The following is a 21,663-nucleotide window of genomic DNA, read 5'->3' on the forward strand; positions in this document are numbered from 1 at the left end:
ACAATGGCTGAAGTACTTCATCACGATAACCACGGACACGATGAGCATCATCACGATGATACTGACATCACCGTCTTTGGTTTCTGGACTTACTTGATGAGTGACCTTGTCCTGTTCGGTACACTCTTCATTGCGTTCGCTGTTTTAAGTAGCCACATTCCTGTGGGTACTCCAAGTGCGAGAGACCTGTTTGGCGACTCTTTAGGTTTCGTTCTGACTGAAACCTTCGCTCTCTTGATCTCTTCTGTAACCTTTGGTTTTGCAGTTCTTGCTGCATACAAAAAAGACGTTGCAAAAGTACTGACTTGGTTAGCGATTACTTGGGTATTCGGTGCTATCTTCATCGGCATGGAACTATATGAGTTCAATCACTTAGTTCATGCGGGTCACGGTCCAAGCACAAGTGCGTTCTTATCTGCGTTCTTTACCTTGGTAGGTACGCACGGTATTCACGTAACTTCTGGTCTGGTCTGGATGATCGTGTTAATGGTTCAAATCAAGAAATATGGTTTGACTCTTGCAAACACACGTCGTCTAGCTTGCCTAAGCTTGTTCTGGCACTTCCTTGACATCGTTTGGATCTGTGTATTCAGCGTAGTTTACTTGATGGGAGTTCTGTAATGAGTCACGATCACAACTCAGCTGGTGCATCACACGGTAACGTTAAGCAATATACAATTGGCTTCGTACTTTCTGTCATCCTTACCGTAATTCCATTCGGTATGGTGATGGCAGGCGGTTTTGAACGCGGTATCTTGATTGCAGTAATTGCGATTACTGCGGTTGCTCAGATTCTTGTGCAGTTAATTTACTTCCTGCATATGAACTCTTCTTCAGAGCAACGCTGGAACGTGATTGCGTTCGTGTATACCATCTTAACCATCGCTATTCTTTTAGTAGGTTCTGTATGGATCATGAATTACCTACACTACAACATGATGATCTAAACTGGTCGTCATGTTGAAAAAGTATTTATTCCTGACTAAGCCAGGAATTCTCTTCGGTAACTTTGTTACCACTTTGGGTGGCTACTTCGTAGCCACTCAAGGTTCTGTAGATTTCCTTCTCCTGCTTATTACCCTTCTCGGTACTACGCTTGTCGTAGCATCAGGATGTGTGGTCAACAACGTGATTGACCAGGACATCGACCAAAAAATGCAGCGCACACAAAATCGTGCTCTGGTCATCAAAACTATCTCTGAACCTGTTGCCCTGGCTTTTGCTCTGGTCTTAGGCCTCATTGGTTTTAGCATTTTATGGTTCTGGGTAAATGCGTACGCTTTTCTTTTCGCGGTGATTGGTTTTGTTGTATATGTTGGTTTCTACAGCCTATGGACAAAACGAACCACAATTCATCAAACTGTAGTCGGCAGTATTTCTGGTGCAGCTCCGCCTGTCATTGGTTATACCGCTGTGGCCAATCAATTTGACCTGGGTGCATTACTGATCTTTTTAGGTTATGCGTTGTGGCAAATGCCTCACTCATGGGCAATTGCGGTTTACCGCTTTGATGATTACAAAAATGCAGGCATTCCCATTTTGCCTGTGGCGCGCTCGATTCATCGTACCAAGATCGAATCACTTTTGTATGTGGTGTTATTCACCCTGACTATGAATGCGTTATTTGTATATGGCTATGCCAATTGGTTGTATGCAGTCATTTTAAATCTATTGTGCATTTACTGGTTGTATATCGGTGTCATTGGATTTAAAGCTGAAAATGATCAGCTTTGGGCAAAGAAATATTTTCTGTTCTCTGTCATCCTGATTACCGTGATCAGTATTGTATTTAGCTTTACTTCAACTACGCCATCTACACAGATAGTATTTTTTTAAAAAGATAGAGAGTTCGTCTCTATCTTTTTTTATTTCAGAATCAACGTCTCATATGTTCATGCATCGGTTGCATCGCATGGCAGTCATAACACAAAGCACTCAAATTGATTAAACGGTTATCGGCTTTATTACCATTAATATGATGCGTATGTAAGTTTGCATGATCGTGAGTACAATCTTTTGTACATGCTTCACAGCGCCATTGTTTCGATTTTCTGTATTTATAGGAAATATACTTCCAGTCCATTTGATATTGATTAACTACAATATCATTTTGGTCTGTATATAACACTTGAATCATCGCCTGATAAAATTGTGGCTCAAACTTGAGATAAAAATCACTTAAGTCTAATTTTTTGGATATCTGGTTTTTTTCCATCGGTGTCATCGAAGTTTTATAGCCGTTTAACTTTAATTGACTTAGACAGTATTTACAGACATCCAAATCATACTCACCACTTTTAATTTGGTTTGTATAATTTGAAATAAAGCGAATTTTACGAATTTTATCTGTGCGTGCTGAACACACATAACGCTGTATACGCCCAGCAGCCTTCATTTCTTTGAGCTTATGACAATGACAAATGTGTAATTTAGGCAGACTCTCTTCTTGCTTATTTCCCTGAAAAGCATCCTGAATATTCAGAGAAACCATCACGCCTTTATAATAAAGCAAACCCGAAGGAGAGCTTGTAATATCACCAATATCAACCTCGACACCTTCATGCAAATCATATAAATCTGCGTAGGTAATACCATTGCGAAAGGGTAAATCAGTAATATCTAAAAGCTTTGCTTTCATTTGACTTCTTAATTCATTTAAGAAGTCACTAGTTAAAAAATCAACGAGCTGCATTTGAATCACCATAGGCAACAGCACGAATTCTATCTTCAGCGGTTGTCACCACTCTAAATTCTACACGTTGTGATGCACCGTAATGCTCTCTATTAGAGCCACTCGCAGGTTGCCCATTTTTACCTAAAGGTGCAGCCGAAGAAAATCCAATTGCTCTGAATTTACGTTTTAACCACGCTTTTTCTACCGTTGTTAATAATGAACTTTGTAGTAAATAAATTAAGGTATTTTGTGCACGTGTTTGAGAAAGCTGCATGTTACGAATATAAGCCTCTTCCTCACCAACACCTTTTGCCCAGAAACTTGACGTATGCCCTTCAATACGAATTTCTTTAATATTATCAACAAAACGATCTTGCATCACCGAACGAATATAAATAGGGAAATATTCATTCAGTGCCTGCTTAAATTCAGCACTTAAATCTGCTGAACCTGCCTTAAAAAGAATTTCCTCATTATTAAAGCGCACTGTTAAGTCAGGACTTAGAGTTGCACCCCACTTGGTCAATTTACTTTGTAGCTTTTGCTCTAATTGCGAATGTAATTGTTGTTCATCCGCCTTAAAAATTCGTGGGATATCGACTGATTCTTTAACACGTATCATGTAAATGACACTAATAAGCAAAAACACCATCATCAGTGCAGTCATAATATCGCTTAAACTAATCCATTGATCAGAATTCGTTGCACGCTGACGCATAAAGGGCAACATTAAGATCTCACTCCCTGATCAATCGAGTCGATAATATTTTTTAAATTTTCTGTAATTGGCTCATAATCTTGTGCAAACTTGGTTGAAAGTGCACCTAATTGCTGAGCGAGTGTGATCAATGACTGATTCAATGTCTGCTGCAATTGAGTTTCAATCGTGCTTAAACCATCGCTTAATTGCTGCTGCGTCTGTTCAAATGATTGCTTCATTTGCTTTTGCATTTGTTCAGCTTGCTGTGCAGACGTTGTTTGTATCTGTAGCGCACGCGCATGACTAGACTCCAAATAGTCATGAATTTCAGTAAAGATCGTTTCGGTCAGTTGATTTATTTTATCCATTTGCGATTCAGTCTTGTTAAAACTCTCTGCAAACAATTGACGCGTTTGATCAACCTCTACAAGTTTTGCATCCAAAGCGCCATAGAAATGCTCAATACGGTTGTTAAACTCATAGTTGGTATGATCAATGGATTGAATGGCTTGCTCTACTTGTAAAATAATTTGCTTAAAACCATCCACATTATGCAACACAGTTGAAAAATCATTTTTCACCTGTTCAATCTGAGACAACATTCCCTCATAATTTGTGGTCTGTTGTTCTACGTGAGATGCGTATTGCTCCTGCCAATCTACTAAACGGTTTACAGATTGATTAAGTTGCTTAAAGTTTTCACCCAAACTATCTGTTAAATTTTCATTGAAACGTTGAATTGCTTGTTCCAGGGCCTTAATGAAAATATCAGTGGTCTGTTCTGCTTGCTTTTGTGCAAACGAAACAAATTCGTTTCTTAATTCTGCGATTTCACCTGCAATATAACCTTGTGTACTGCGTTGAATTTGCTCAATACCACCTAAACTACTACTGATCGATTGAAGCATTTCTTGCATATTATTTTTATTATTTTTATCTAAATTTAGGCCAAAATTTTCAATGGCTTTTACTAAATTCTGATGATGATTTTGATTATCAGTATAAATTTTTTCTAAAAATTGGCTCTGCTTTGCTAAAATTTGATGCTCTTCATAAAACTGCTGCACCTGCTTATCTGCCTGTAAATCAGTATCATTTTCTTTAAACTTAATAAGTGCATGAAATTTAATTAAAATTGAAGCAAGAATACCTGCAAATGACCCCCAAAATGCAGTTTTAATACCATTTACTAGAGTCGATAGACTTCCCGTTGGATCCTCTGTGTCAAAGCCCGCAAGCCCCAAAGCAACACCAAAGAAGGTAAAGCCAATCCCTATTGTAATCAGTAAACTTGGGTAAGCAGGATTAGCCTTTTCATGCAAGCGATCTAAACGAATAAAATAAATAAAGAAAACAACAATAACTACAATTGCAAGGAAATGAAAAATTTTGGAAAAAACATCAAGAAAATCTAACATGACAGAGGGAAAGGAAATAAAATTATGTGAATAGTATCACTATAAATAATTGTTCCCACAAAAAAAATTCAATAAACACAAAAGAATAAATATAACTTAATATTTTAATTTAGCTATTTCAAAGCTATGACTTGTATTTTAAACCTAAACCCTCTAAAATTCTTGGCTCGCAAACACTGCGACACAACCTTGGTTGTGACTCCTTGCTTCAATTTACTTAAATTGGGGCTGTCCAAACCGTAAGGAGCTGACAATGCGTCATTACGAAATCGTACTTTTAGTACACCCTGATCAAAGCGATCAAGTCGTTGGTATGGTAGAACGCTACCTAACTCACATCAAAGAAGCTGAAGGTCAAATCCACCGTCTTGAAGACTGGGGCCGTCGTCAATTGGCTTACCCAATCAACAAGATCCACAAAGCTCACTACATTCTTATGAATGTTGAGTGTGGTCAGACTACTCTTGATGAGCTTGAAGAATTGTTCCGTTATAACGATGCAATCATTCGTAGCCTTATCATCCGTCGTGAAAACGCAATCACTGAAGAGTCACTATTGGCGAAAAGTGCTGAAGAAAAACGTGCGCGTAAAGCTCAACGTGAAGAAGCACAACACGCTCAAGACTCTGCTGAAGCTTAAGGAGAACATAACATGGCACGTTTTTACCGTCGTCGCAAGTTCTGCCGCTTTACAGCTGAGAACGTTACGTACATCGACTACAAAGATATCGACACTTTAAAACAGTACATCACTGAAAACGGCAAGATTGTTCCTAGCCGTATTACAGGTACTAAAGCTCGTTACCAACGTCAATTGGCGCTAGCTATTAAACAAGCTCGCTTCTTGTCTTTGATCCCTTACACTGACAATCATAAGTGAGGTTGAGCTGTGGATATTATCTTATTACAACGCATTAAAAACCTAGGTAAACTAGGCGATAAAGTATCAGTTAAAGCTGGTTATGGCCGTAACTTCCTTATCCCACAAGGTATGGCAGTTGCTGCAACAGAATCAAACACTGCTGCTTTTGAAGCTCGTCGTGCTGAACTTGAGAAAGCTGAAGCTGATGTTTTAGCTGCTGCTCAAGCACGTGCTGACCAATTGAACGAAGTAAATATCGTAATCACTGCGAAAGCTGGTGACGAAGGTAAACTATTCGGTTCTATCGGTACTCGTGACATCGCTGACGCGTTGACAAATGCTGGTCTAGAAGTAGACCGTGCAGAAGTACGTCTTCCAAATGGCGCACTTCGTCACACTGGCGAATTTAACATCGCAATCCAATTGCACCATGATGTTACTGCAGAAGTTCTGGTTACTATCGTAGCTGAGTAATTTCTCGCCTCAAAAAGAGCATGCGAAAGCATGCTCTTTTTTTATCTATAAAAAAATGACAGGTATCTCCTGCTTAAAAATTATTTTATTACCCATACAAATGAAAATTTACCCTTCGCATTTGATTTCAGAACGCGTATGATTTCATGTCGTAGTGAATAAAAGCTATTCATCTCCGATAATGTTTAACCATTGTATTTAAAATCAGGGATTTATATGTCACAGGCGAATGCCAGCAAAAAGCCGACCAGCGCTAATATCGAAATCAGTACTGAGAACAGCAATCTCAAGGAATTTCGTACTCCACCGCACAATTTAGCGATTGAACAAGCCGTACTTGCTGCATTAATGACCGTTGCCGAATCTTTTGAACAGGTCGGTGATGTGCTGACTGAAAATGATTTTTATGCGACCCGACATAAATATATTTTCCGCGCCATTGATCAACTCTCTAAAGAAAACTCACCTTATGATGCGGTACTGGTGCATGACTGGCTGATCAAGCAGAATTTACTGGATGCGATTGGCGGTGAAGAATATCTGATGCAGCTCATGGCAGACTCGCCATCGAGTTTCTACAACCTGGAAACCTATGCAGGCAAAATTAAAGAATTCTCCACCCTGCGCAGCATGATTAAAGTCAGCTCTGAAATTTTACAAAATGCCTATGACACCAAAGGCCGTACCGTCAGTGAAATTCTGGACTTGGCTGAAACCAATATTTTCTCGATTGCAGAACAACATAATAACAATGCCAAGGCGCAAGGGCCTAAACCGATTAACTCTGTCGTTGCCGATGTTTTTGATAAATTGAATGAATTATCACAAATGGAAGGTAGCATTACCGGTTTAACCACAGGTTTTGTGGAACTGGATAATAAAACCTCAGGCATGCAATCCGGCGACCTGATTATTGTCGCAGCGCGTCCGTCCATGGGTAAAACCACTTTTGCCATGAATCTGGTCGAAAGCGTTTTATTTAATAACAACCTGCCGGCGCTGGTCTATTCTATGGAGATGCCAGCGGATTCGATTGCCATGCGTTTGATTTCGTCATTTGGCCGTGTGCATCAGGGGCATTTGCGTTCAGGCAAAATGGACAGCGATGAGTGGTCAAAAGTGACCAGTACCATTGTGCATTTACAGGAAAAAAACCTGTATATCGATGATTCCTCTGCCCTGCCACCAACTGAATTACGTTCCCGTGCCCGTCGTATTGCCAAAATGCATGGTGGCAAACTCGGCTGTATCATGGTCGATTATCTTCAGTTGATGAAAGTACCCGGTATGGGCGACAACCGTGTCGGCGAGATCTCGGAAATTTCACGAAGTTTAAAAGCCTTAGCCAAAGAAATGCAGTGCCCTGTGATTGCACTTTCCCAGTTAAACCGCGCCCTGGAAAACCGCCCCAATAAACGCCCGGTGATGTCCGATTTACGTGAATCCGGTGCAATCGAGCAGGATGCCGATTTGATCATGTTCATTTACCGCGACGAGGTTTATAACAAGGAATCAAAGGAAGCCGGCACTGCTGAAATTATTATTGGTAAGCAGCGTAACGGCCCGATTGGTACGGTACGTCTGGCTTTCGAAGGTCAATATACCCGTTTTAGTAATCTCTCACCTGAGTTTTATGCTCAGTATGATGATGAAGAGTAAACAAGCTCAATCATCAGATTTCCATCGTCCCTCCAGGAGTAATTTAGGGTGCGCCAAGCTACAGTTTATATTGACAGTGCAGCACTGCAATATAATTTAAACCGTGTCAAACAACTTGCCCCAACCGCTAAAATCGTCAGTATGGTCAAAGCCAATGCTTACGGACATGGAGTTAAAGACTGCCTGGCAGCCTTAAGTGCAAGCGATGCTTTTGGTGTCGCATGCTTACAAGAAGCCCTGGAAATTCGTGAACTGGGTTATCAACAGCCGATCACGCTCATCGAAGGTGTTTTTGTTGCAGACGAAATGCCAATCGTGATTGATCAGAATATTGAAGTGATTGTGCATCAGCAGGCACAGGTCGATTGGCTCTTGGCACATAAAGATGCTTATATCGCCAAAGACCTGAAAGTCTGGGTCAAGCTGAATAGCGGGATGAACCGTCTTGGCTTTAAAATTGATGTAATTAAAGACGTGATCAATCAACTCAAAGCTGAAGGTTTTACTTGTGTTTTGGCGATGCATTTTGCCAATGCCGATGCTGATCACCCGCTGAATGATGAACAAATTCGTCAATTCTTAGAAATTAAAAATGACTGCGCACCATTGATGGGTTCATGCTGTAATTCAGCAGCCATTTATAAATATCCAGAATTGCATTTTGATTTTGTCCGTCCCGGGATCATGCTTTATGGCGCGACTCCATTTGCAGATCGTGATGTGCATGATCTGGATTTAAAACCAGTCATGACCTTTACTGCCGAAGTGATTGCACTTAACCATATCAAGGCAGGTGAGCATGTCGGTTATGGTTCAACATTTACAGCTGAGCAAGACATGACACTTGCGATTGTTTCAATTGGCTATGGTGATGGCTACCCTCGTGCTTTCCCGAAACAGAACTATGTGGCGATTAATGGCCAGCAAACGCGTGTCATTGGTCGTGTAGCAATGGACATGATCGCGATTGATGTAACTGCGATGCAGGTAAAACCTGGCACTCAAGTCGAACTTTGGGGGAATACTCGTTTGGTCGATGAGGTTGCTGAAGCCAATGGCACTATTGGTTATGAACTGTTATGCAGACTCAGTCATCGTCCGCTACGTAAAGTTATTTGAGTTGATCCTCAGAGCCAAAAAAGTCCAACAGAAGTTGGGCTTTTTATTTAAGCTGATTTTTGTTCTTCAGCCTGCTCTAAACTCAATTTCTCTAATAAAGCATCGACATGATGTTGCTGAAAGGCAAAAGGATTAAAGTCATTAAATCCCATGTCCTGACAGAATTGCTGGATTTGACTGCGTTTAGAAATATACTTCATCGACCAGTCGGGGAAACTCGGATATTCGATTTCCTTGGTCTCAAACAATTTAATATCATGATGGCGAGGATCTTTATTGAGTCTCTCGAGCAGCAGACTTTTTAAGGTTAAACACTCACCTTCCAGACATTGAAAAAAATAACCATCGGCAAAATACAGCACGCCTGTGACTTGATAGCGATGATTAAAATCACGTGCTTCTTTCAGGATATTGGTCAGATCTTCAAGCAAATCAACTTTAGAAGACGTACTTTTACTGGCGTAACAAAATTGGTACATGCGCTAACTTATCTATTTTTATTATGCTGGTGCACAGAAGTTCATACTGTACGCGAAAAAACTGAACCAGAATACCTTTTACATAAAATATTCATTCGATGGAACAGGTAGCGCTGCCAGTCCTTTTTTCAAGGTGTCTGACCATTGCCGGCTGATCGACGTGAAATATTCATCATCTTCGGCAATACGTTTACCCCTCGGCATCATTAAACTGTCTTTTTTATACACCAGCACATCGAGTGGCATACCGACCGATACATTGGAACGTAAGGTCGATGCAAATGAAATGAGCGAACAACGCAGAGCTTCATCCAGCGGCATATCATAAGTCAAGGCGCGATCCAGGATCGGCTTGCCATATTTACTCTCGCCAATCTGGAAATACGGCGTGGCACAGATAAAATTTCCTTGCGGATACACATGATAGAGCTGCATTTCTTGATCTTTGAGCTGACCACCCACCAGTAAATTACAATAATAATTACTCTGTTCCAAAATGTCGCTGGTGACATTGGCGATGACTCTCTTAAGCGTGCTCCCGATCAGTTCAGCCACATCAAACATGGTATGCAGACTGAGTATATTGGGTTCCTGCTTCAACTCCAGCTGATTTTTGATACGCCCAATTACGGCTTGTGTTGTGGCCAGATTTCCGGAGGCCTGTATGACGATCATACGCTCCCCAGGAATACCAAAGGTATACAGTTTGCGAAAGACAGAAATATGATCTACTCCGGCATTGGTCCGTGTATCACTAATAAAAAGCATACCTTGCTCTAAACGTAGCGCACAACAATACGTCATTCTTTTGTCCTTATTAACATCCTAGTACCTGAACAATGGAATGCATGGATTCCACTCCGCCCTTCTCCCTCACACCGCGTACCGGTGCTACATCCCAATAATCCCGCCCAATGGCTACATAAATATGCGAGCTTGGACTAAACAGCAGATTACTCACATCAAAACAATACCATGTCTGCTCTACAAACACCTCTGCCCAGGCATGACTGGCCAGATGTGAAGCATTTTGTGCATATAAATAGCCAGAAACATAACGGGCAGCTAAGCCCAGATATTTACACATGGCAATGAAAATATGACTATGATCCTGACAGACCCCCTGACGTGCTTCAAAGGCATCTATGGCAGAGCCTTGCACTGAGGTGCTATTGGAAATATAAGGGACATGTTCCAGCAAGGCCTGTGCCAGTTCAATCAGACGTTGACGGCTTAATGCAGGGACATGAGCTTGTGCAAAATCTTTCATTGCTGCATTACATTGCGTTGATTCGGTTGGCTGTAAAAAAATATTGGGATTGATTGAATCATTCAGTCCAGTCTGATGCGCGGGATTCAGCTCGACAATCCCTTGCGCCATGATCGTTAAGGAATAATAAGGTTCACGCTGGTTACAGGTCATCCACAGATTATGAAAGGCATCTTTTCGGATTTCTTTATTCCCCGGTACACTAATATCCCAGGAATGCACCCGTTGATGCGCATTGCTCGAAGGCATCATTTTGATGTACTGAATACTGTTCCTCACCTCAGCTGTATACATATAATGCGTTTGGTGATTCACCATCAATTTCATACATCTGCCTCAAACAGTTGATGGATATGGTCACTAAACTGATAGAACTGAATCCGGTTCGGTTCTGTACGCAACTGTTCCCAGTATTGCTCCAGGTCACCCCAGCCCATTTCCACTAGAATTCTGACTACATCATCGATCTTGCACAGTGTCGTACTGGTTTCTTCACCGAGTCGTAACTGATGATCGAGCTGTTCGACACATTGTCCCAGGCTAAAGAACAGAAAAATATCGGCAGATTCAGCTTCCAGAATATCTTCACATTCAGTCACCACTTCACAAATATAACCAGCATTTTTGTCTGCAGTTTTGATCAGTTTCATTAGTTCTGCATAGCCTGATGCAGACAATACTCCGCGTAGTTCCTGAATATTATCTTTAGCCACTTTAAACTGCTGGCTAAAAGATGCGGTCTGAGTTGAATCTAGTACCAATTCATTTAAGGAACTGGCATCAAAAGCGGGTAAACAAAAAGCATGGGCATAGGCCACAGCTGCTTCGTCTTCTAAAAATGGAAAGCGCGCACATAAAAAATGAGTGCGAGATAAATAACGCCCTAACCAAAAAATATGTTGTGCATTGCTATTCAGCAAAACCATGACATTTTCCTTCTTTGGAATATTATGAATGTAAATTGTCGACTACCCAGGTATCTTTAATACCGCCACCCTGTGATGAATTCACCACCAGTGAACCGGGCTGCATCGCTACACGTGTCAAGCCACCCTGCACAATTTCAGTACGGTAAGGCGAGCTTAAGACAAATGGGCGCAAGTCAATATGACGTTCAGCAATACCAAAATTGGTCAAAGTCGGACTAACCGATAAGTCCAAAGTTGGCTGCGCAATATACAAATGCGGCGCAGCTAAAATTTTCTCCCTGAAAAATTCAATTTGCTGTTTCGAAGCCTGTGGCCCAATCAGCATGCCATAACCACCCGAACCCTGAGCTTCTTTTACCACCAGCTGGTCCAGATGGGCCAACACATAGCTTAAATCTTGCTGATTACGACATTGATACGTCGGAACATTTTTTAGTATTGGCTGTTCACCCAAATAAAAATGAATCATTTTATCGACATATGGATAAATCGATTTGTCATCTGCGACACCTGTACCCGGTGCGTTGGCAATCAGGACATTATTTTGTAAATAAGCTGACATTAAGCCAGGTACACCCAGGGTACTCTCCGGTTTAAAGCATAATGGATCGAGATAAGCATCATCGACCCGTCTATAAATAACATCGACTCTTTGGCGACCACGTATAGTTTTTACATAAACCTTCGAGTCATCAACAAAAAGATCACGTGATGTTACCAACGGTACATTCATTTCTCTTGCGAGAAAGGCGTGCTCATAGTAAGCACTATTAAAACGCCCTGGCGTCAGCACTACGACAAAGGGTTTGTCGACATGGGCATTTTCGATCAGGATTTCTTTTAAAAGCTGGGGGTATTGCTCAATTCCAGCAATCTTGGACTGTTCAAATATTTTCGGCATCAGCTTTTGGCTAATCTTACGGCATTCCAGCATATAAGAGACACCCGATGGCGTTCTAAGATTGTCCTCCAAGACATAAAATTTGCCCTTGGAATCACGTATTACATCAATGCCACTAATCTGGCTATAAATCCTGCCTTTCAGGCTATGTTGATACATATGCGGCTGATAAGCCTCATGCGTCAAAATCTGGAGTTCAGGAATGATATTGGCTTTTAAAATATCCTGTTGATGATAAATGTCATGTAAAAACAGATTCAGTGCGCGCACGCGTTGTGCCGACCCCAGAGCCACCATATTCCACTGTTTGCGGTCAATCACTCGTGGAATGATATCGAAAGGAATGCTTCGCTCTACCCCCTCTTTATCTTCGTAAACCGTAAAGCTAATGCCATGATGTAAAAAATGTTCTTTTGCCACCTGATTCAGAGCATTCAATTCATCCAGCGTGTGTTGGGATAACCATTCTTCCAGTCTTTGACTTGCCTGACTGGACATGACTTGCTCATCCTGCATTTCATTAAAGAATTTTGAAGACAACTGTTGAAATAAAAGTTGTGGATTTGCTGTAGTCGATACCGTTGCTGTTTTAGCCTCTATAAAATTTTTCCCAAGATTTTGGGAACTAAAATTATCAATTTTTTCAATTACATTTGTATCCCGATTTCCTTTAAGCATACAAACCTCGTCTTATCATCTATTATAATTAAATCAAAGCAATATCCATGCCATTGAACCTATATTGCGACTACCATTAATCTAATAAATGCGCCCTGAACTCAATGCCATTTCTTACCAAGTTGTTTTTAGTTTGTAGGACAATTGTTGCGCAGAAAGACTTGCGAAAAAATGAGAGTTTTTTTATTGTGTTAGTCTAAGCCTAAATCCCATCCTCTTTATCGCCAGCAAAATAAATTATGTCAGCACAAGAAAAAGAAACTTCGAATAGCCTGTATCGCCAATGGCAAATCTTGTCGCGTCTTTCTACCGGCAAATGGATGGGAACACGTGAATTACAGGAAATCTTGAATCGCGAAGGAATTGATATCAGCCTGCGTACCATTCAGCGTGACCTGAACCAGATTGCGCAGCGCTTTCCAATCGAAAGCAGCAAGACCACACCACAAGGCTGGCGTTGGCGCTCAGATGCACCGCTGCAAAGCTTGCCGCATATGACCAGCTCACAGGCGGTCACCTTTATGATGGTCGAAGAACATTTAAAACATTTGCTGCCACCGAGCCTGATCGAAGAAATGAATCCCTGGTTTGATCTGGCACGCCGCAGTCTGTCCTCGCAAAACAATGTCCGCCAATGGATTAATCGGGTACGGATTGTGCCAGCCACCCAACCGCTCATTCCACCTTTCGTGGATAAGACTGCACAGCAGGCGGTATATGAAGGCTTGTTGCAGGACAAACAGCTGGAATGTGTCTATCAGGGCCGCGGTCACAACAGCGAAGAAAAGACTTATATCCTCAATCCACTGGCTTTGGTGCAAAAAGGCTCCATCATTTATCTGGTCTGTACCCGTCATGACAAATCTGATATTCAGACCTTTGCCCTGCACCGTTTTAAATCGGCAGTAGTTCTCAATTCACGTGCCCTGCATCCGGTGAATTTTGATATTGATGACTATATCGATTCTGGTGCATTGGGCTTCCGGGTGGATTTCAATCACCCTACTGAAAATGTCATGCTAAAACTGAGCATGTCGGAATCGAATGCACATTATTTTGAGGAAAGTCAGCTCAGTAAAGATCAGAAGATTGAAAAACTGGACAATGGTATGTCGCTGATTAGTGCAACGGTTCCTTTTACTTCACAACTGGTGTGGTGGCTGCGCAGCTTTGGTAAAAAGATTAAACATATTGAACCCAGTATGGTGTCCAATGCAGTTAGCCAGATGGATGAGGAAAACCCTTAACCAAATGGATTTCATTCAGCTTTAATAATTCCAGAATAAAAAAATCCCCAGATTGGGGATTGGAGAATTATGCTTGTATTTTTATGATTGTTCTGGTGGTCTACCGCTGTACCAACCTGCTTTTCTCTAATACCCCGAAATGCAGATTGGATGAAACCTCAATATTTAAACAGAACTGAGACATGAGCAAGCCAGTTCGGCATTATTAAAGCGAATGGATTTTTTTGTCATGGTTTATAACTCCTGTATGGGTGATAAATCGACTATAAAAGCATTCACTCTGCCTGTGAAATAAATAGAATATATGTGCTTTGCATATTTTTTCTATAGGAATTTTTCCGCAAAATTTATCTGCAATTGCTACTGACTGATTGCCTGTCTGGGTATGATTTTTGGCAAGTTTATAAAATTGAATAACAATTCTATGCTTGCATAAGATACCTGGCTCTGCACATCATAAAGCCCTATAGAAGTAGAAATAGGGACTTAATTTTACAATGGCTAACCCTGCTCAATTAGTACGGCACAAGCTGCTCAATACTTTCTTTTCTCGCCATTCAGTCTGGTTTGCCTGCATTCTGATTGCAGTGATTTTTACCACATTCCATATCGGTTATTCGCCGCGTTATATCTATTATTTTATGCCGCAAACTTTGGTGAATACCCTGTGGATTCTGAGTATACTCCTGAGCCTGTTGGGTTTGTATGATGTACTGCAAAACAAGCATTCTATTCTGAAAAACTACCCCATCATGGGACATTTCCGCTTTATCTTCGAAGAATTTCGTCCGGAGATTCGTCAATATTTTATTGAAGCCGACCGCGATGCACTGCCCTTTTCCCGTATGCAACGTAGTCTGGTGTACCAGCGGGCGAAAAATGAAAATTCAGATAAACCTTTCGGTTCAATTCTCAATGTCTATGAAGACAATTATAGATTTGTCAGTCACTCTTTGACGCCATGTAAGGTGGCCGATCCACAAACTTTCCGTATCCTGATCGGCAATGAGCAATGTACACAGCCCTTCTCTGCTTCCATTTTAAATATTTCAGCCATGAGCTTTGGCAGTATGAGTGCCAATGCAATCCGTGCGCTGAATCTCGGCGCTCAAAAAGGTGATTTTTTCCATGATACCGGTGAAGGCAGTATCAGCCCCTATCATCTTGAATATGGGGGCGATCTGGTCTGGGAAATTGGCAGTGGTTATTTTGGCTGCCGTACTCTGGATGGACAGTTTGATCCGGAACGCTTTGCGGCACAAGCCAAATTACCGCAAGTAAAAATGATTGAAATCAAGTTATCACAAGGGGCTAAACCCGGACATGGCGGTATTTTACCTAAAAGCAAGATCTCGGAAGAAATTGCCCAAATCCGGGGCATCAGCCGTGAACATGATTGCGTATCACCCTCTAGTCATCCCGCCTTTAGCACCCCGATTGAAATGATGAATTTCATCCAACGATTACGTGAACTTTCCAACGGAAAACCGGTCGGATTCAAGCTATGTCTGGGGCAGCCCTGGCAGTTTATGAGTATGGTCAAAGCCATGCTGCACACCCAGATTTATCCCGATTTCATCGTCGTCGATGGCTCTGAAGGTGGAACGGGCGCTGCACCCATTGAGTTAATCGACTTTGTCGGTGCACCCCTAAGAGAAGGTTTACTATTTGTGCATAATACCCTTGTTGGTGCAGGTTTAAGAGATAAAATCAAAATTGGTGCAAGTGGTAAAATTATTAGTGCATTTGATATTGCCAGCACGCTCGCGATTGGGGCAGATTGGGTGAATTCGGCACGTGGCTTCATGTTTGCCGTCGGCTGTATTCAGGCTCAAAGCTGTCATACCAACCAGTGTCCTGTCGGTGTCACCACACAGGATAAAGATCGTCAAAAGGCCTTACATGTGCCCACCAAAGCAGAGCGCGTATTTCATTATCATAAAAACACCTTACACGCCTTGTCTGAACTGATTGCTTCTGCAGGCCTGAAACACCCTTCGGCGATTAAGGCACATCACTTGGCACAACGTGTGAATAATCACGAAATAAAGAACTTTGCGCAGATTCATTTTTGGTTGAAAGAGGGAGAATTATTATCCTGTGAAAATAAGGATGAGGAGAACTTCTACTTCCGGATGTGGAACCTGGCTAAACTGGATAAATTTTAACTCAATACAGTTAAATTAGAAAAGGCGTTTAATCAAACGCCTTTTTTCACATTGAATTGTAGATCAATAATAGGTTTTACTGCCCTGTGCATGTAGAAAGGCAGGAATCAAGCCGGTCAATGCAGCACGAATATCCGCGCGTTCATTGATCAGTTGATGCGAACCTTCTTCCAGCATCAGTAAGGTCTGGAGACGGAATTTACGTCGGATAAATTCGATATTATAGCGCCAGTCTACGGTCTGATCCTGTGCACCCTGTGCCAGCCAGACCGGAATACGACAGGCCGGACGCGCTTCCATTTCCAGCATCCAGCGCGACATCGCCAGAATCCAGTCCATACCCATCATCCGCGGCTGTAACGGATCTTTAAGCCGGATAAAACGCAGAAACTCCGGATTATGGTTATTGCGTCTGAAATGCCGGGGAACTTCACGCTTGATCCGGCTAATAATGCCCAGCCCGACCGAGTTATGCCACCAGGCTGTTTTCGCAGGACGAATCAGCGGCGATAACAGCAAAACCCGTTCTACAAAAGGATTTTCGCGGCGCTGTGCAAATTCGAGTAAGTGATGCATCCAGATTGCACCACCGGTACTCTGTCCAATTCCCACCCAAGGTTTGGGCAATTGCGAGGCAAGTTGTACATAGCGATGTACGGCATGCAAAACCTGCTGATAATGATCAAAATTCTGAATGCTGGCAGGTGAACCATCACTCAGACCATGTCCGGGCAGGTCATAGGTCAATACACTAAAACCTTGCTCCAGCAGCTCTTTGACAATCGGCTGATAAATCCCGCTATGTTCCAGATAACCATGCAGCAAGAAAGCAGTGCCCTGAATCTTGTCAAAGCGGGTATTTTCCAGGTTTGGTTCAAATACCTGTACATGTAATTTAAACAATGGCATCTGTACGTAGCCTTGCCAGTGTTTGCAGTCCAATAAATCAAAGCCATACAGCTTGCGATAGGATTGCAGATCAATTGGCGGCTCATCACTACGATTCAGGTTTAACGGCGGCAAGAGTTGTGGCGTTATATCCCGGCTTGGGATGGGTAAATCAAGTTGCTTCAGGATCGTGGGATTTAAAAATGGGATATCAGACATTATGGCACCTCCCGACAGTCACTAGATCCAAACCACATATCGCGCATGGTCGCCAACATTTCATAATTGGCACGACGACTATGATCATAATTTTGCGCACTTGGACGCCATCGTGTCAAAGGCTTCGGCATCGGTGCCTCTACCGGAATGGTTTGTATGCCATTTAAAGCAAATAAACGGCGGGTCCGTGGCATATGATAACGATCCGTAATCAGAATCACAGTCGGTGCTCCACCTTTCTTTTGTAATAATAATGAACTGAAACGGGTATTTTCACAGGTATTCATGCTGCGATCTTCCAGCAATTTGGCATCAACATCGTGGTTTTTCAACCAGCGCTGCATATACGGCGCTTCTACACCACTCAGCACAATCGGTAACTGATAATGTTTTTCTACCGCCAGCGTGGTTTCCAGACGTAAACGCGTATAGTGATTGACCACAATCTCTTCACCCTTTTCATCTAGCGTTAAACCGCCACCCAACACCACAATGGCATAAGGCTGGGAGCTATTCGCCGGTTTCACTTGTTGCTGATCTTGTAGTAAAGCCAGGTCCTGCTGAATTTCCTCTTCAGCGGTTTCTTGTACCGAGCTGGCCTCTTCTTGTTCTATAGGATGCGTACTCAGGAACTCAATATATTGTTCAATACGTTCTTTGTTTTCATTGCTGTCCCAGTCCAGCAACTTCCGAACATTTGCAGTCGGATCAACCGGCTCTGTCGGTACTTGTGAATATAATAATGGAACTTGAGCAGGCGGACTTTGCTCTGCCTTTTGACTTTGCTGCTCACGCTGATGTTCTTCAATGACCTGTTGCAGCGCTTTATAACGTGCCTGAATCAGAATCAGGTTGGCAGAATTGTTTTGTTGGATATCCTTTTCCATGACCTTTAAATATGCCTGACGGGCAATCCATAAATCGGAGCCAGGTTCCAGATTTTCATGCTCGCTCAATGCTGCCATTTTCTGGCTTTGCGCTGCTACTTCATTAAGTTCTAAAGATACAAACTGGTTTAAGCCCTTGACGATCATTTGCGAGTAAAAAGGGGTATAAACCAACACCAGTAGACAGCCGAATAGTACAAACAGTCCAGTGACCACTTGTAGCAAACGTACCATCCAATGGGTTTTATTCATATCATTTTTCATCCTGATGAGAACGGATCAATCCATTTTGGTCAAACAATACAGGTTCTGGTTCCAGCAGCAGCTTGAATTTTTCCCAGACCGACTGCTGTACTGCACGATAAGTTTTACGCACATCGGTAAGAGAGGCCTGACCATAATTCACCAAGACCAGCGCCTGTTTATGAAACATGCCGACAGACCCCAACTGTTTGCCCTTCCAGCCAGCCTGATCAATCAGCCAGCCTGCCGCCAGTTTAACTTGAGTATTGGCTTGCTGGTAATGGGGTAAATTCGGGAAAGATGCCGCAATCTGGTCAAAGACCGGCTGATCTACCAGCGGGTTTTTAAAAAAACTCCCCACATTGGGAAATTCTTGCGGATCAGGTAATTTGCTTTGACGGATCTGAATCACTTGCTGTTGCAGGTTTTCTGCTGTAAGCGTATCACCGACGGCTGTCTTTAAGTCACCGTAATTCAGTTTCAAATCTGGCTGTTTCAGTAATTTAAAAGTCACATGGGTAATCACATAACGGTTTGGATCATCTTTAAAAATACTATGTCGATAGGCAAACTGGCAATCTGCTGCGCTAATCGAGCCAAACTGTTTGAGCTGCCGGTCATAGACTGCAACCGAATCGATAAACTCGCCAACTTCGACGCCATAGGCGCCAATATTCTGTACCGGTGATGCACCAACACGCCCAGGAATCAGGGCCAGATTTTGTAAACCATACAGACCTTGTGCTGTAGTCCAGAGCACGAAGTCATGCCAGCCCTGCCCGCCGCCCACGCGTAAACGTTGCGACTGATCATCGCCATCCAGCATCTCAATGCCCTGAATATCGATATGCAAAACCAGTGCGTGAATCTGTTCAGGCAACAACATATTGCTGCCACCTGACAGAATCAGCACATTTAACTGTTGCTGTTCAGCAAAATCCAGTGCCGCCAGCAGATCATCGGTCGATTGAATATGGGCATAGTGTGAAGCAACGGCTTCTAAATTTAGGGTATTAAAGGGTTTAAGTTGAACCTGAGTTTGAATCTGCATTGCTTAAACCTTGTGTACATTCTGTTTGAAAATTTCAACCCATGCCTGACTGCTGGACTCACACTGATCGAGCACCCGTTCAAAACCATCCGCTTCGCCATAATAAGGATCGGGCAAGGCCTGTTGTGGATAATCCTGATCATGCTCACTCATCAATGCAACGCGTGCAGGTAAATGACCGAACTCAGTTTCGGCCAGACGCTGTATATTCTGGATATTAGATAGGTTTTCCAGATCCATTGCCAGAATCAGATCATAATCAATAAAATCATGCGTGGTCAGCTGACGTGCGCGAAGCGTTGACAGATCATAGCCACGTTTCAGTGCATGCTGCTGGCTACGCAGGTCTGGGGCCTTGCCCGGATGATAATTACTGGTTCCAGCAGAATCGACCACAATATTCAGTTGCTGTTCATCACAATAATGTCTGAGTACCACCTCTGCCGTGGGAGAGCGGCAAATATTTCCCAAACAAACACATAACACCTTGTATGGCGTTCTGGATGACATAAACAACCTCAGAGCTACTTTATTTTAAGGATTCTTATGTTAAGTTATTTATATACTGATTCCTATCTCACAACCATAGAATAATCTCGTATTTGCAATAAAAAAATCAAGGATATCGCCATGAATCGTTTTCAGTTTCAAACCGTCCCCAATATCATTGCCGGACTAGGCACGATTCAGGAATTATTTAAAATTCTAAAAAATGGCCGTTATCAACGTCTTCTACTGGTGACTGACCCGGGTATGCTGAAGCAGCAATTACATCTGCCGATTCTGGATATTATTGAATCTGCCGGTCTGGATTATGTGATTTACTCAGATGTTCAGGCTGACCCGCCCGATAACGTAGTGCTTGAAGCAGCAGCTTTTGCAAAGCAGGAAAAGATTGATGTGGTGCTAGGCTTTGGTGGTGGCAGCTCGATGGATGTGGCCAAGCTGATTGCGATTTTGGCGCATCCTGAGCAGCATCAGACGCTTTCCGATCTGTATGGCGTCGATAATGCCACCGGGCCACGTTTAGCTCTAATTCTGGTTCCCACCACAGCCGGAACGGGCTCCGAAGTCACACCAATTTCGATTGTTACTACAGGTGAAACCACCAAAAGCGGCATTGTCGCGCCTATTCTCTATGCCGATATTGCTATTCTGGATGCGACTTTCACTCGGAATTTGCCGGCACAGATTACCGCTGCCACCGGAATCGATGCCATGGTACATGCCATTGAAGCCTATACCTCAAAACACAAGAAAAATCCTTATTCGGATATGCTGGCCAAACAGGCTTTAAGATTATTGAATGCCAATTTGCAACGTGTTCTGCAAGATGGTCATGATCTAGATGCCCGTCAAAATATGCTGGTCGGTTCCATGCTGGCCGGACAAGCCTTTGCCAACGCACCGGTTGCCGCCGTGCATGCGCTCGCTTATCCACTCGGTGGGCATTTTCATCTGTCGCATGGACATAGCAATGCTTTGGTGCTGACCGAAGTCTTAAAATTTAATGCACCTGTAGCCAAACAGCTCTATGCCGAATTGATGACCTGGTTAGATCCCCACAGTAAAGGTTGTCATGATGGACTGACCGATCTGTTTATTGATCATTTTAATAATCATCTGATACAGAGCGGCTTAACCTTAAAATTAAAGCAGTTAAATGTACCAGAACAGATGTTGATGGTTATGGCAGAAGATGCCATGCAACAAAGCCGGCTGTTGCAGAACAATCCACGCGAACTCAAGTTGGATGACGCTTACCAGATTTACCAGGCGATTTATGCCTAAATCTAT

Annotated in this window: 23 protein-coding genes; 11 read left to right on the plus strand and 12 right to left on the minus strand. The window is 42.6% G+C overall.

All coding sequences use genetic code 11. The features are described from left to right. Nucleotides 1–3: 3 nt before the first annotated feature. Genes cyoC through cyoE form a run of 3 tightly spaced genes read left to right on the plus strand, consistent with a single transcriptional unit; the run spans nt 4 to nt 1,836 of the window. Nucleotides 4–621, plus strand: coding sequence for a cytochrome o ubiquinol oxidase subunit III (cyoC, locus tag FTV29_RS02180; RefSeq protein ID WP_005097238.1), 618 nt, complete (start codon nt 4–6; stop codon nt 619–621). Beyond that, nucleotides 621–947, plus strand: a complete 327-nt coding sequence (locus FTV29_RS02185) for a cytochrome o ubiquinol oxidase subunit IV (RefSeq protein WP_005097239.1) — start codon at nt 621–623, stop codon at nt 945–947. The genes cyoC and FTV29_RS02185 overlap by 1 nt, the downstream gene beginning before the upstream one ends. A 10-nt stretch (nt 948–957) precedes the next feature. Continuing rightward, nucleotides 958–1,836, plus strand: coding sequence for a heme o synthase (gene cyoE, locus FTV29_RS02190; protein WP_180074998.1), 879 nt, complete (start codon nt 958–960; stop codon nt 1,834–1,836). 40 nt (nt 1,837–1,876) lie between these two features. On the opposite strand, the gene FTV29_RS02195 is transcribed toward cyoE, so the two are convergent. From FTV29_RS02195 to FTV29_RS02205, 3 genes are read right to left on the minus strand one after another with little or no spacing between them, the layout of a single operon-like run. After that, complete coding sequence (locus FTV29_RS02195; RefSeq protein ID WP_179999410.1) at nt 1,877–2,692, minus strand: hypothetical protein; 816 nt, start codon at nt 2,690–2,692, stop codon at nt 1,877–1,879. Further along, nucleotides 2,679–3,392: an OmpA family protein gene (locus FTV29_RS02200; protein ID WP_218944650.1), complete on the minus strand. Its 714-nt coding sequence runs from the start codon at nt 3,390–3,392 to the stop codon at nt 2,679–2,681. Before FTV29_RS02200 ends, FTV29_RS02195 begins: the two co-directional genes overlap by 14 nt. Before the next feature lie 11 nt (nt 3,393–3,403). Then, complete coding sequence (locus FTV29_RS02205) at nt 3,404–4,792, minus strand: hypothetical protein (RefSeq protein WP_180040161.1); 1,389 nt, start codon at nt 4,790–4,792, stop codon at nt 3,404–3,406. 253 nt (nt 4,793–5,045) lie between these two features. On the opposite strand from FTV29_RS02205, the gene rpsF reads away from it, so the two are divergent. From rpsF to alr, 5 genes are all read left to right on the plus strand, one after another. Continuing rightward, on the plus strand, nt 5,046–5,432 hold the full coding sequence (rpsF, locus tag FTV29_RS02210) for a 30S ribosomal protein S6 (RefSeq protein WP_004278789.1): 387 nt from the start codon (nt 5,046–5,048) through the stop codon (nt 5,430–5,432). 12 nt (nt 5,433–5,444) lie between these two features. After that, the gene (rpsR, locus tag FTV29_RS02215) at nt 5,445–5,672 is read left to right on the plus strand and encodes a 30S ribosomal protein S18 (RefSeq protein WP_005097242.1); all 228 of its coding nucleotides are present in this window, start codon (nt 5,445–5,447) and stop codon (nt 5,670–5,672) included. Between the two features lie 9 nt (nt 5,673–5,681). Continuing rightward, a complete protein-coding gene (gene rplI, locus FTV29_RS02220; protein WP_004645413.1) occupies nt 5,682–6,128 on the plus strand; it encodes a 50S ribosomal protein L9 in 447 nt (148 codons plus the stop codon). Nucleotides 6,129–6,344: 216 nt separating this feature from the next. Further along, nucleotides 6,345–7,787, plus strand: coding sequence for a replicative DNA helicase (gene dnaB, locus FTV29_RS02225; RefSeq protein WP_005097243.1), 1,443 nt, complete (start codon nt 6,345–6,347; stop codon nt 7,785–7,787). Nucleotides 7,788–7,835: 48 nt separating this feature from the next. After that, nucleotides 7,836–8,906: an alanine racemase gene (alr, locus tag FTV29_RS02230; RefSeq protein WP_100535297.1), complete on the plus strand. Its 1,071-nt coding sequence runs from the start codon at nt 7,836–7,838 to the stop codon at nt 8,904–8,906. 47 nt (nt 8,907–8,953) lie between these two features. Here the strand turns inward: alr and FTV29_RS02235 are convergent, their stop codons facing one another. From FTV29_RS02235 to FTV29_RS02255, 5 genes are all read right to left on the minus strand, one after another. Continuing rightward, nucleotides 8,954–9,385 (minus strand): BLUF domain-containing protein, encoded by a 432-nt coding sequence (locus tag FTV29_RS02235; protein ID WP_005097246.1) that lies wholly within the window; start codon nt 9,383–9,385, stop codon nt 8,954–8,956. Nucleotides 9,386–9,463: 78 nt separating this feature from the next. Beyond that, the gene (locus FTV29_RS02240; RefSeq protein ID WP_180074999.1) at nt 9,464–10,189 is read right to left on the minus strand and encodes a peptidase; all 726 of its coding nucleotides are present in this window, start codon (nt 10,187–10,189) and stop codon (nt 9,464–9,466) included. 13 nt (nt 10,190–10,202) lie between these two features. Continuing rightward, nucleotides 10,203–10,982 (minus strand): transglutaminase family protein, encoded by a 780-nt coding sequence (locus FTV29_RS02245; RefSeq protein WP_074383227.1) that lies wholly within the window; start codon nt 10,980–10,982, stop codon nt 10,203–10,205. Next, on the minus strand, nt 10,979–11,581 hold the full coding sequence (locus tag FTV29_RS02250; RefSeq protein ID WP_005097250.1) for an alpha-E domain-containing protein: 603 nt from the start codon (nt 11,579–11,581) through the stop codon (nt 10,979–10,981). Before FTV29_RS02250 ends, FTV29_RS02245 begins: the two co-directional genes overlap by 4 nt. A 22-nt stretch (nt 11,582–11,603) precedes the next feature. After that, a complete protein-coding gene (locus FTV29_RS02255) occupies nt 11,604–13,163 on the minus strand; it encodes a circularly permuted type 2 ATP-grasp protein (protein ID WP_180001135.1) in 1,560 nt (519 codons plus the stop codon). Nucleotides 13,164–13,402: 239 nt separating this feature from the next. Between FTV29_RS02255 and FTV29_RS02260 the strand changes: the two genes are divergently transcribed. Beyond that, nucleotides 13,403–14,410 (plus strand): YafY family protein, encoded by a 1,008-nt coding sequence (locus tag FTV29_RS02260; RefSeq protein ID WP_180075000.1) that lies wholly within the window; start codon nt 13,403–13,405, stop codon nt 14,408–14,410. Between the two features lie 497 nt (nt 14,411–14,907). Then, nucleotides 14,908–16,578, plus strand: a complete 1,671-nt coding sequence (locus tag FTV29_RS02265) for an FMN-binding glutamate synthase family protein (RefSeq protein ID WP_005097253.1) — start codon at nt 14,908–14,910, stop codon at nt 16,576–16,578. A gap of 63 nt (nt 16,579–16,641) precedes the next feature. Here the strand turns inward: FTV29_RS02265 and FTV29_RS02270 are convergent, their stop codons facing one another. Genes FTV29_RS02270 through FTV29_RS02285 form a run of 4 tightly spaced genes read right to left on the minus strand, consistent with a single transcriptional unit; the run spans nt 16,642 to nt 20,376 of the window. After that, the gene (locus FTV29_RS02270; protein ID WP_005170484.1) at nt 16,642–17,685 is read right to left on the minus strand and encodes an alpha/beta hydrolase; all 1,044 of its coding nucleotides are present in this window, start codon (nt 17,683–17,685) and stop codon (nt 16,642–16,644) included. After that, a complete protein-coding gene (locus FTV29_RS02275; RefSeq protein ID WP_100535329.1) occupies nt 17,685–18,824 on the minus strand; it encodes a YdcF family protein in 1,140 nt (379 codons plus the stop codon). Before FTV29_RS02275 ends, FTV29_RS02270 begins: the two co-directional genes overlap by 1 nt. Before the next feature lies 1 nt (nt 18,825). Then, nucleotides 18,826–19,866 (minus strand): UDP-N-acetylmuramate dehydrogenase, encoded by a 1,041-nt coding sequence (gene murB, locus FTV29_RS02280; protein WP_074383230.1) that lies wholly within the window; start codon nt 19,864–19,866, stop codon nt 18,826–18,828. A gap of 3 nt (nt 19,867–19,869) precedes the next feature. Beyond that, complete coding sequence (locus tag FTV29_RS02285; RefSeq protein ID WP_180075001.1) at nt 19,870–20,376, minus strand: low molecular weight protein-tyrosine-phosphatase; 507 nt, start codon at nt 20,374–20,376, stop codon at nt 19,870–19,872. A 120-nt stretch (nt 20,377–20,496) separates the two neighbouring features. On the opposite strand from FTV29_RS02285, the gene FTV29_RS02290 reads away from it, so the two are divergent. Then, nucleotides 20,497–21,657 carry an iron-containing alcohol dehydrogenase gene (locus tag FTV29_RS02290; protein ID WP_005170476.1) on the plus strand — a complete coding sequence of 387 codons (1,161 nt, stop codon included), beginning with the start codon at nt 20,497–20,499 and terminating at the stop codon, nt 21,655–21,657. Nucleotides 21,658–21,663 lie beyond the last annotated feature (6 nt).

It is taken from the genome of Acinetobacter sp. YH12254 (assembly GCF_013417415.1).
Taxonomy (GTDB): domain Bacteria; phylum Pseudomonadota; class Gammaproteobacteria; order Pseudomonadales; family Moraxellaceae; genus Acinetobacter; species Acinetobacter pseudolwoffii.

What these genes read in the sequence shown, in the direction of transcription:
- cyoC (WP_005097238.1), top strand. Translation starts at nt 4, where the DNA reads ATGGCTGAAGTACTTCATCACGATAACCACGGACACGATGAGCATCAT.
- FTV29_RS02185 (WP_005097239.1), top strand. Translation starts at nt 621, where the DNA reads ATGAGTCACGATCACAACTCAGCTGGTGCATCACACGGTAACGTTAAG.
- cyoE (WP_180074998.1), top strand. Translation starts at nt 958, where the DNA reads ATGTTGAAAAAGTATTTATTCCTGACTAAGCCAGGAATTCTCTTCGGT.
- FTV29_RS02195 (WP_179999410.1), bottom strand. Translation starts at nt 2,692, where the DNA reads ATGCAGCTCGTTGATTTTTTAACTAGTGACTTCTTAAATGAATTAAGA.
- FTV29_RS02200 (WP_218944650.1), bottom strand. Translation starts at nt 3,392, where the DNA reads ATGCGTCAGCGTGCAACGAATTCTGATCAATGGATTAGTTTAAGCGAT.
- FTV29_RS02205 (WP_180040161.1), bottom strand. Translation starts at nt 4,792, where the DNA reads ATGTTAGATTTTCTTGATGTTTTTTCCAAAATTTTTCATTTCCTTGCA.
- rpsF (WP_004278789.1), top strand. Translation starts at nt 5,046, where the DNA reads ATGCGTCATTACGAAATCGTACTTTTAGTACACCCTGATCAAAGCGAT.
- rpsR (WP_005097242.1), top strand. Translation starts at nt 5,445, where the DNA reads ATGGCACGTTTTTACCGTCGTCGCAAGTTCTGCCGCTTTACAGCTGAG.
- dnaB (WP_005097243.1), top strand. Translation starts at nt 6,345, where the DNA reads ATGTCACAGGCGAATGCCAGCAAAAAGCCGACCAGCGCTAATATCGAA.
- FTV29_RS02235 (WP_005097246.1), bottom strand. Translation starts at nt 9,385, where the DNA reads ATGTACCAATTTTGTTACGCCAGTAAAAGTACGTCTTCTAAAGTTGAT.
- FTV29_RS02240 (WP_180074999.1), bottom strand. Translation starts at nt 10,189, where the DNA reads ATGACGTATTGTTGTGCGCTACGTTTAGAGCAAGGTATGCTTTTTATT.
- FTV29_RS02245 (WP_074383227.1), bottom strand. Translation starts at nt 10,982, where the DNA reads ATGAAATTGATGGTGAATCACCAAACGCATTATATGTATACAGCTGAG.
- FTV29_RS02250 (WP_005097250.1), bottom strand. Translation starts at nt 11,581, where the DNA reads ATGGTTTTGCTGAATAGCAATGCACAACATATTTTTTGGTTAGGGCGT.
- FTV29_RS02255 (WP_180001135.1), bottom strand. Translation starts at nt 13,163, where the DNA reads ATGCTTAAAGGAAATCGGGATACAAATGTAATTGAAAAAATTGATAAT.
- FTV29_RS02260 (WP_180075000.1), top strand. Translation starts at nt 13,403, where the DNA reads ATGTCAGCACAAGAAAAAGAAACTTCGAATAGCCTGTATCGCCAATGG.
- FTV29_RS02265 (WP_005097253.1), top strand. Translation starts at nt 14,908, where the DNA reads ATGGCTAACCCTGCTCAATTAGTACGGCACAAGCTGCTCAATACTTTC.
- FTV29_RS02270 (WP_005170484.1), bottom strand. Translation starts at nt 17,685, where the DNA reads ATGTCTGATATCCCATTTTTAAATCCCACGATCCTGAAGCAACTTGAT.
- FTV29_RS02275 (WP_100535329.1), bottom strand. Translation starts at nt 18,824, where the DNA reads ATGAATAAAACCCATTGGATGGTACGTTTGCTACAAGTGGTCACTGGA.
- murB (WP_074383230.1), bottom strand. Translation starts at nt 19,866, where the DNA reads ATGCAGATTCAAACTCAGGTTCAACTTAAACCCTTTAATACCCTAAAT.
- FTV29_RS02285 (WP_180075001.1), bottom strand. Translation starts at nt 20,376, where the DNA reads ATGTCATCCAGAACGCCATACAAGGTGTTATGTGTTTGTTTGGGAAAT.
- FTV29_RS02290 (WP_005170476.1), top strand. Translation starts at nt 20,497, where the DNA reads ATGAATCGTTTTCAGTTTCAAACCGTCCCCAATATCATTGCCGGACTA.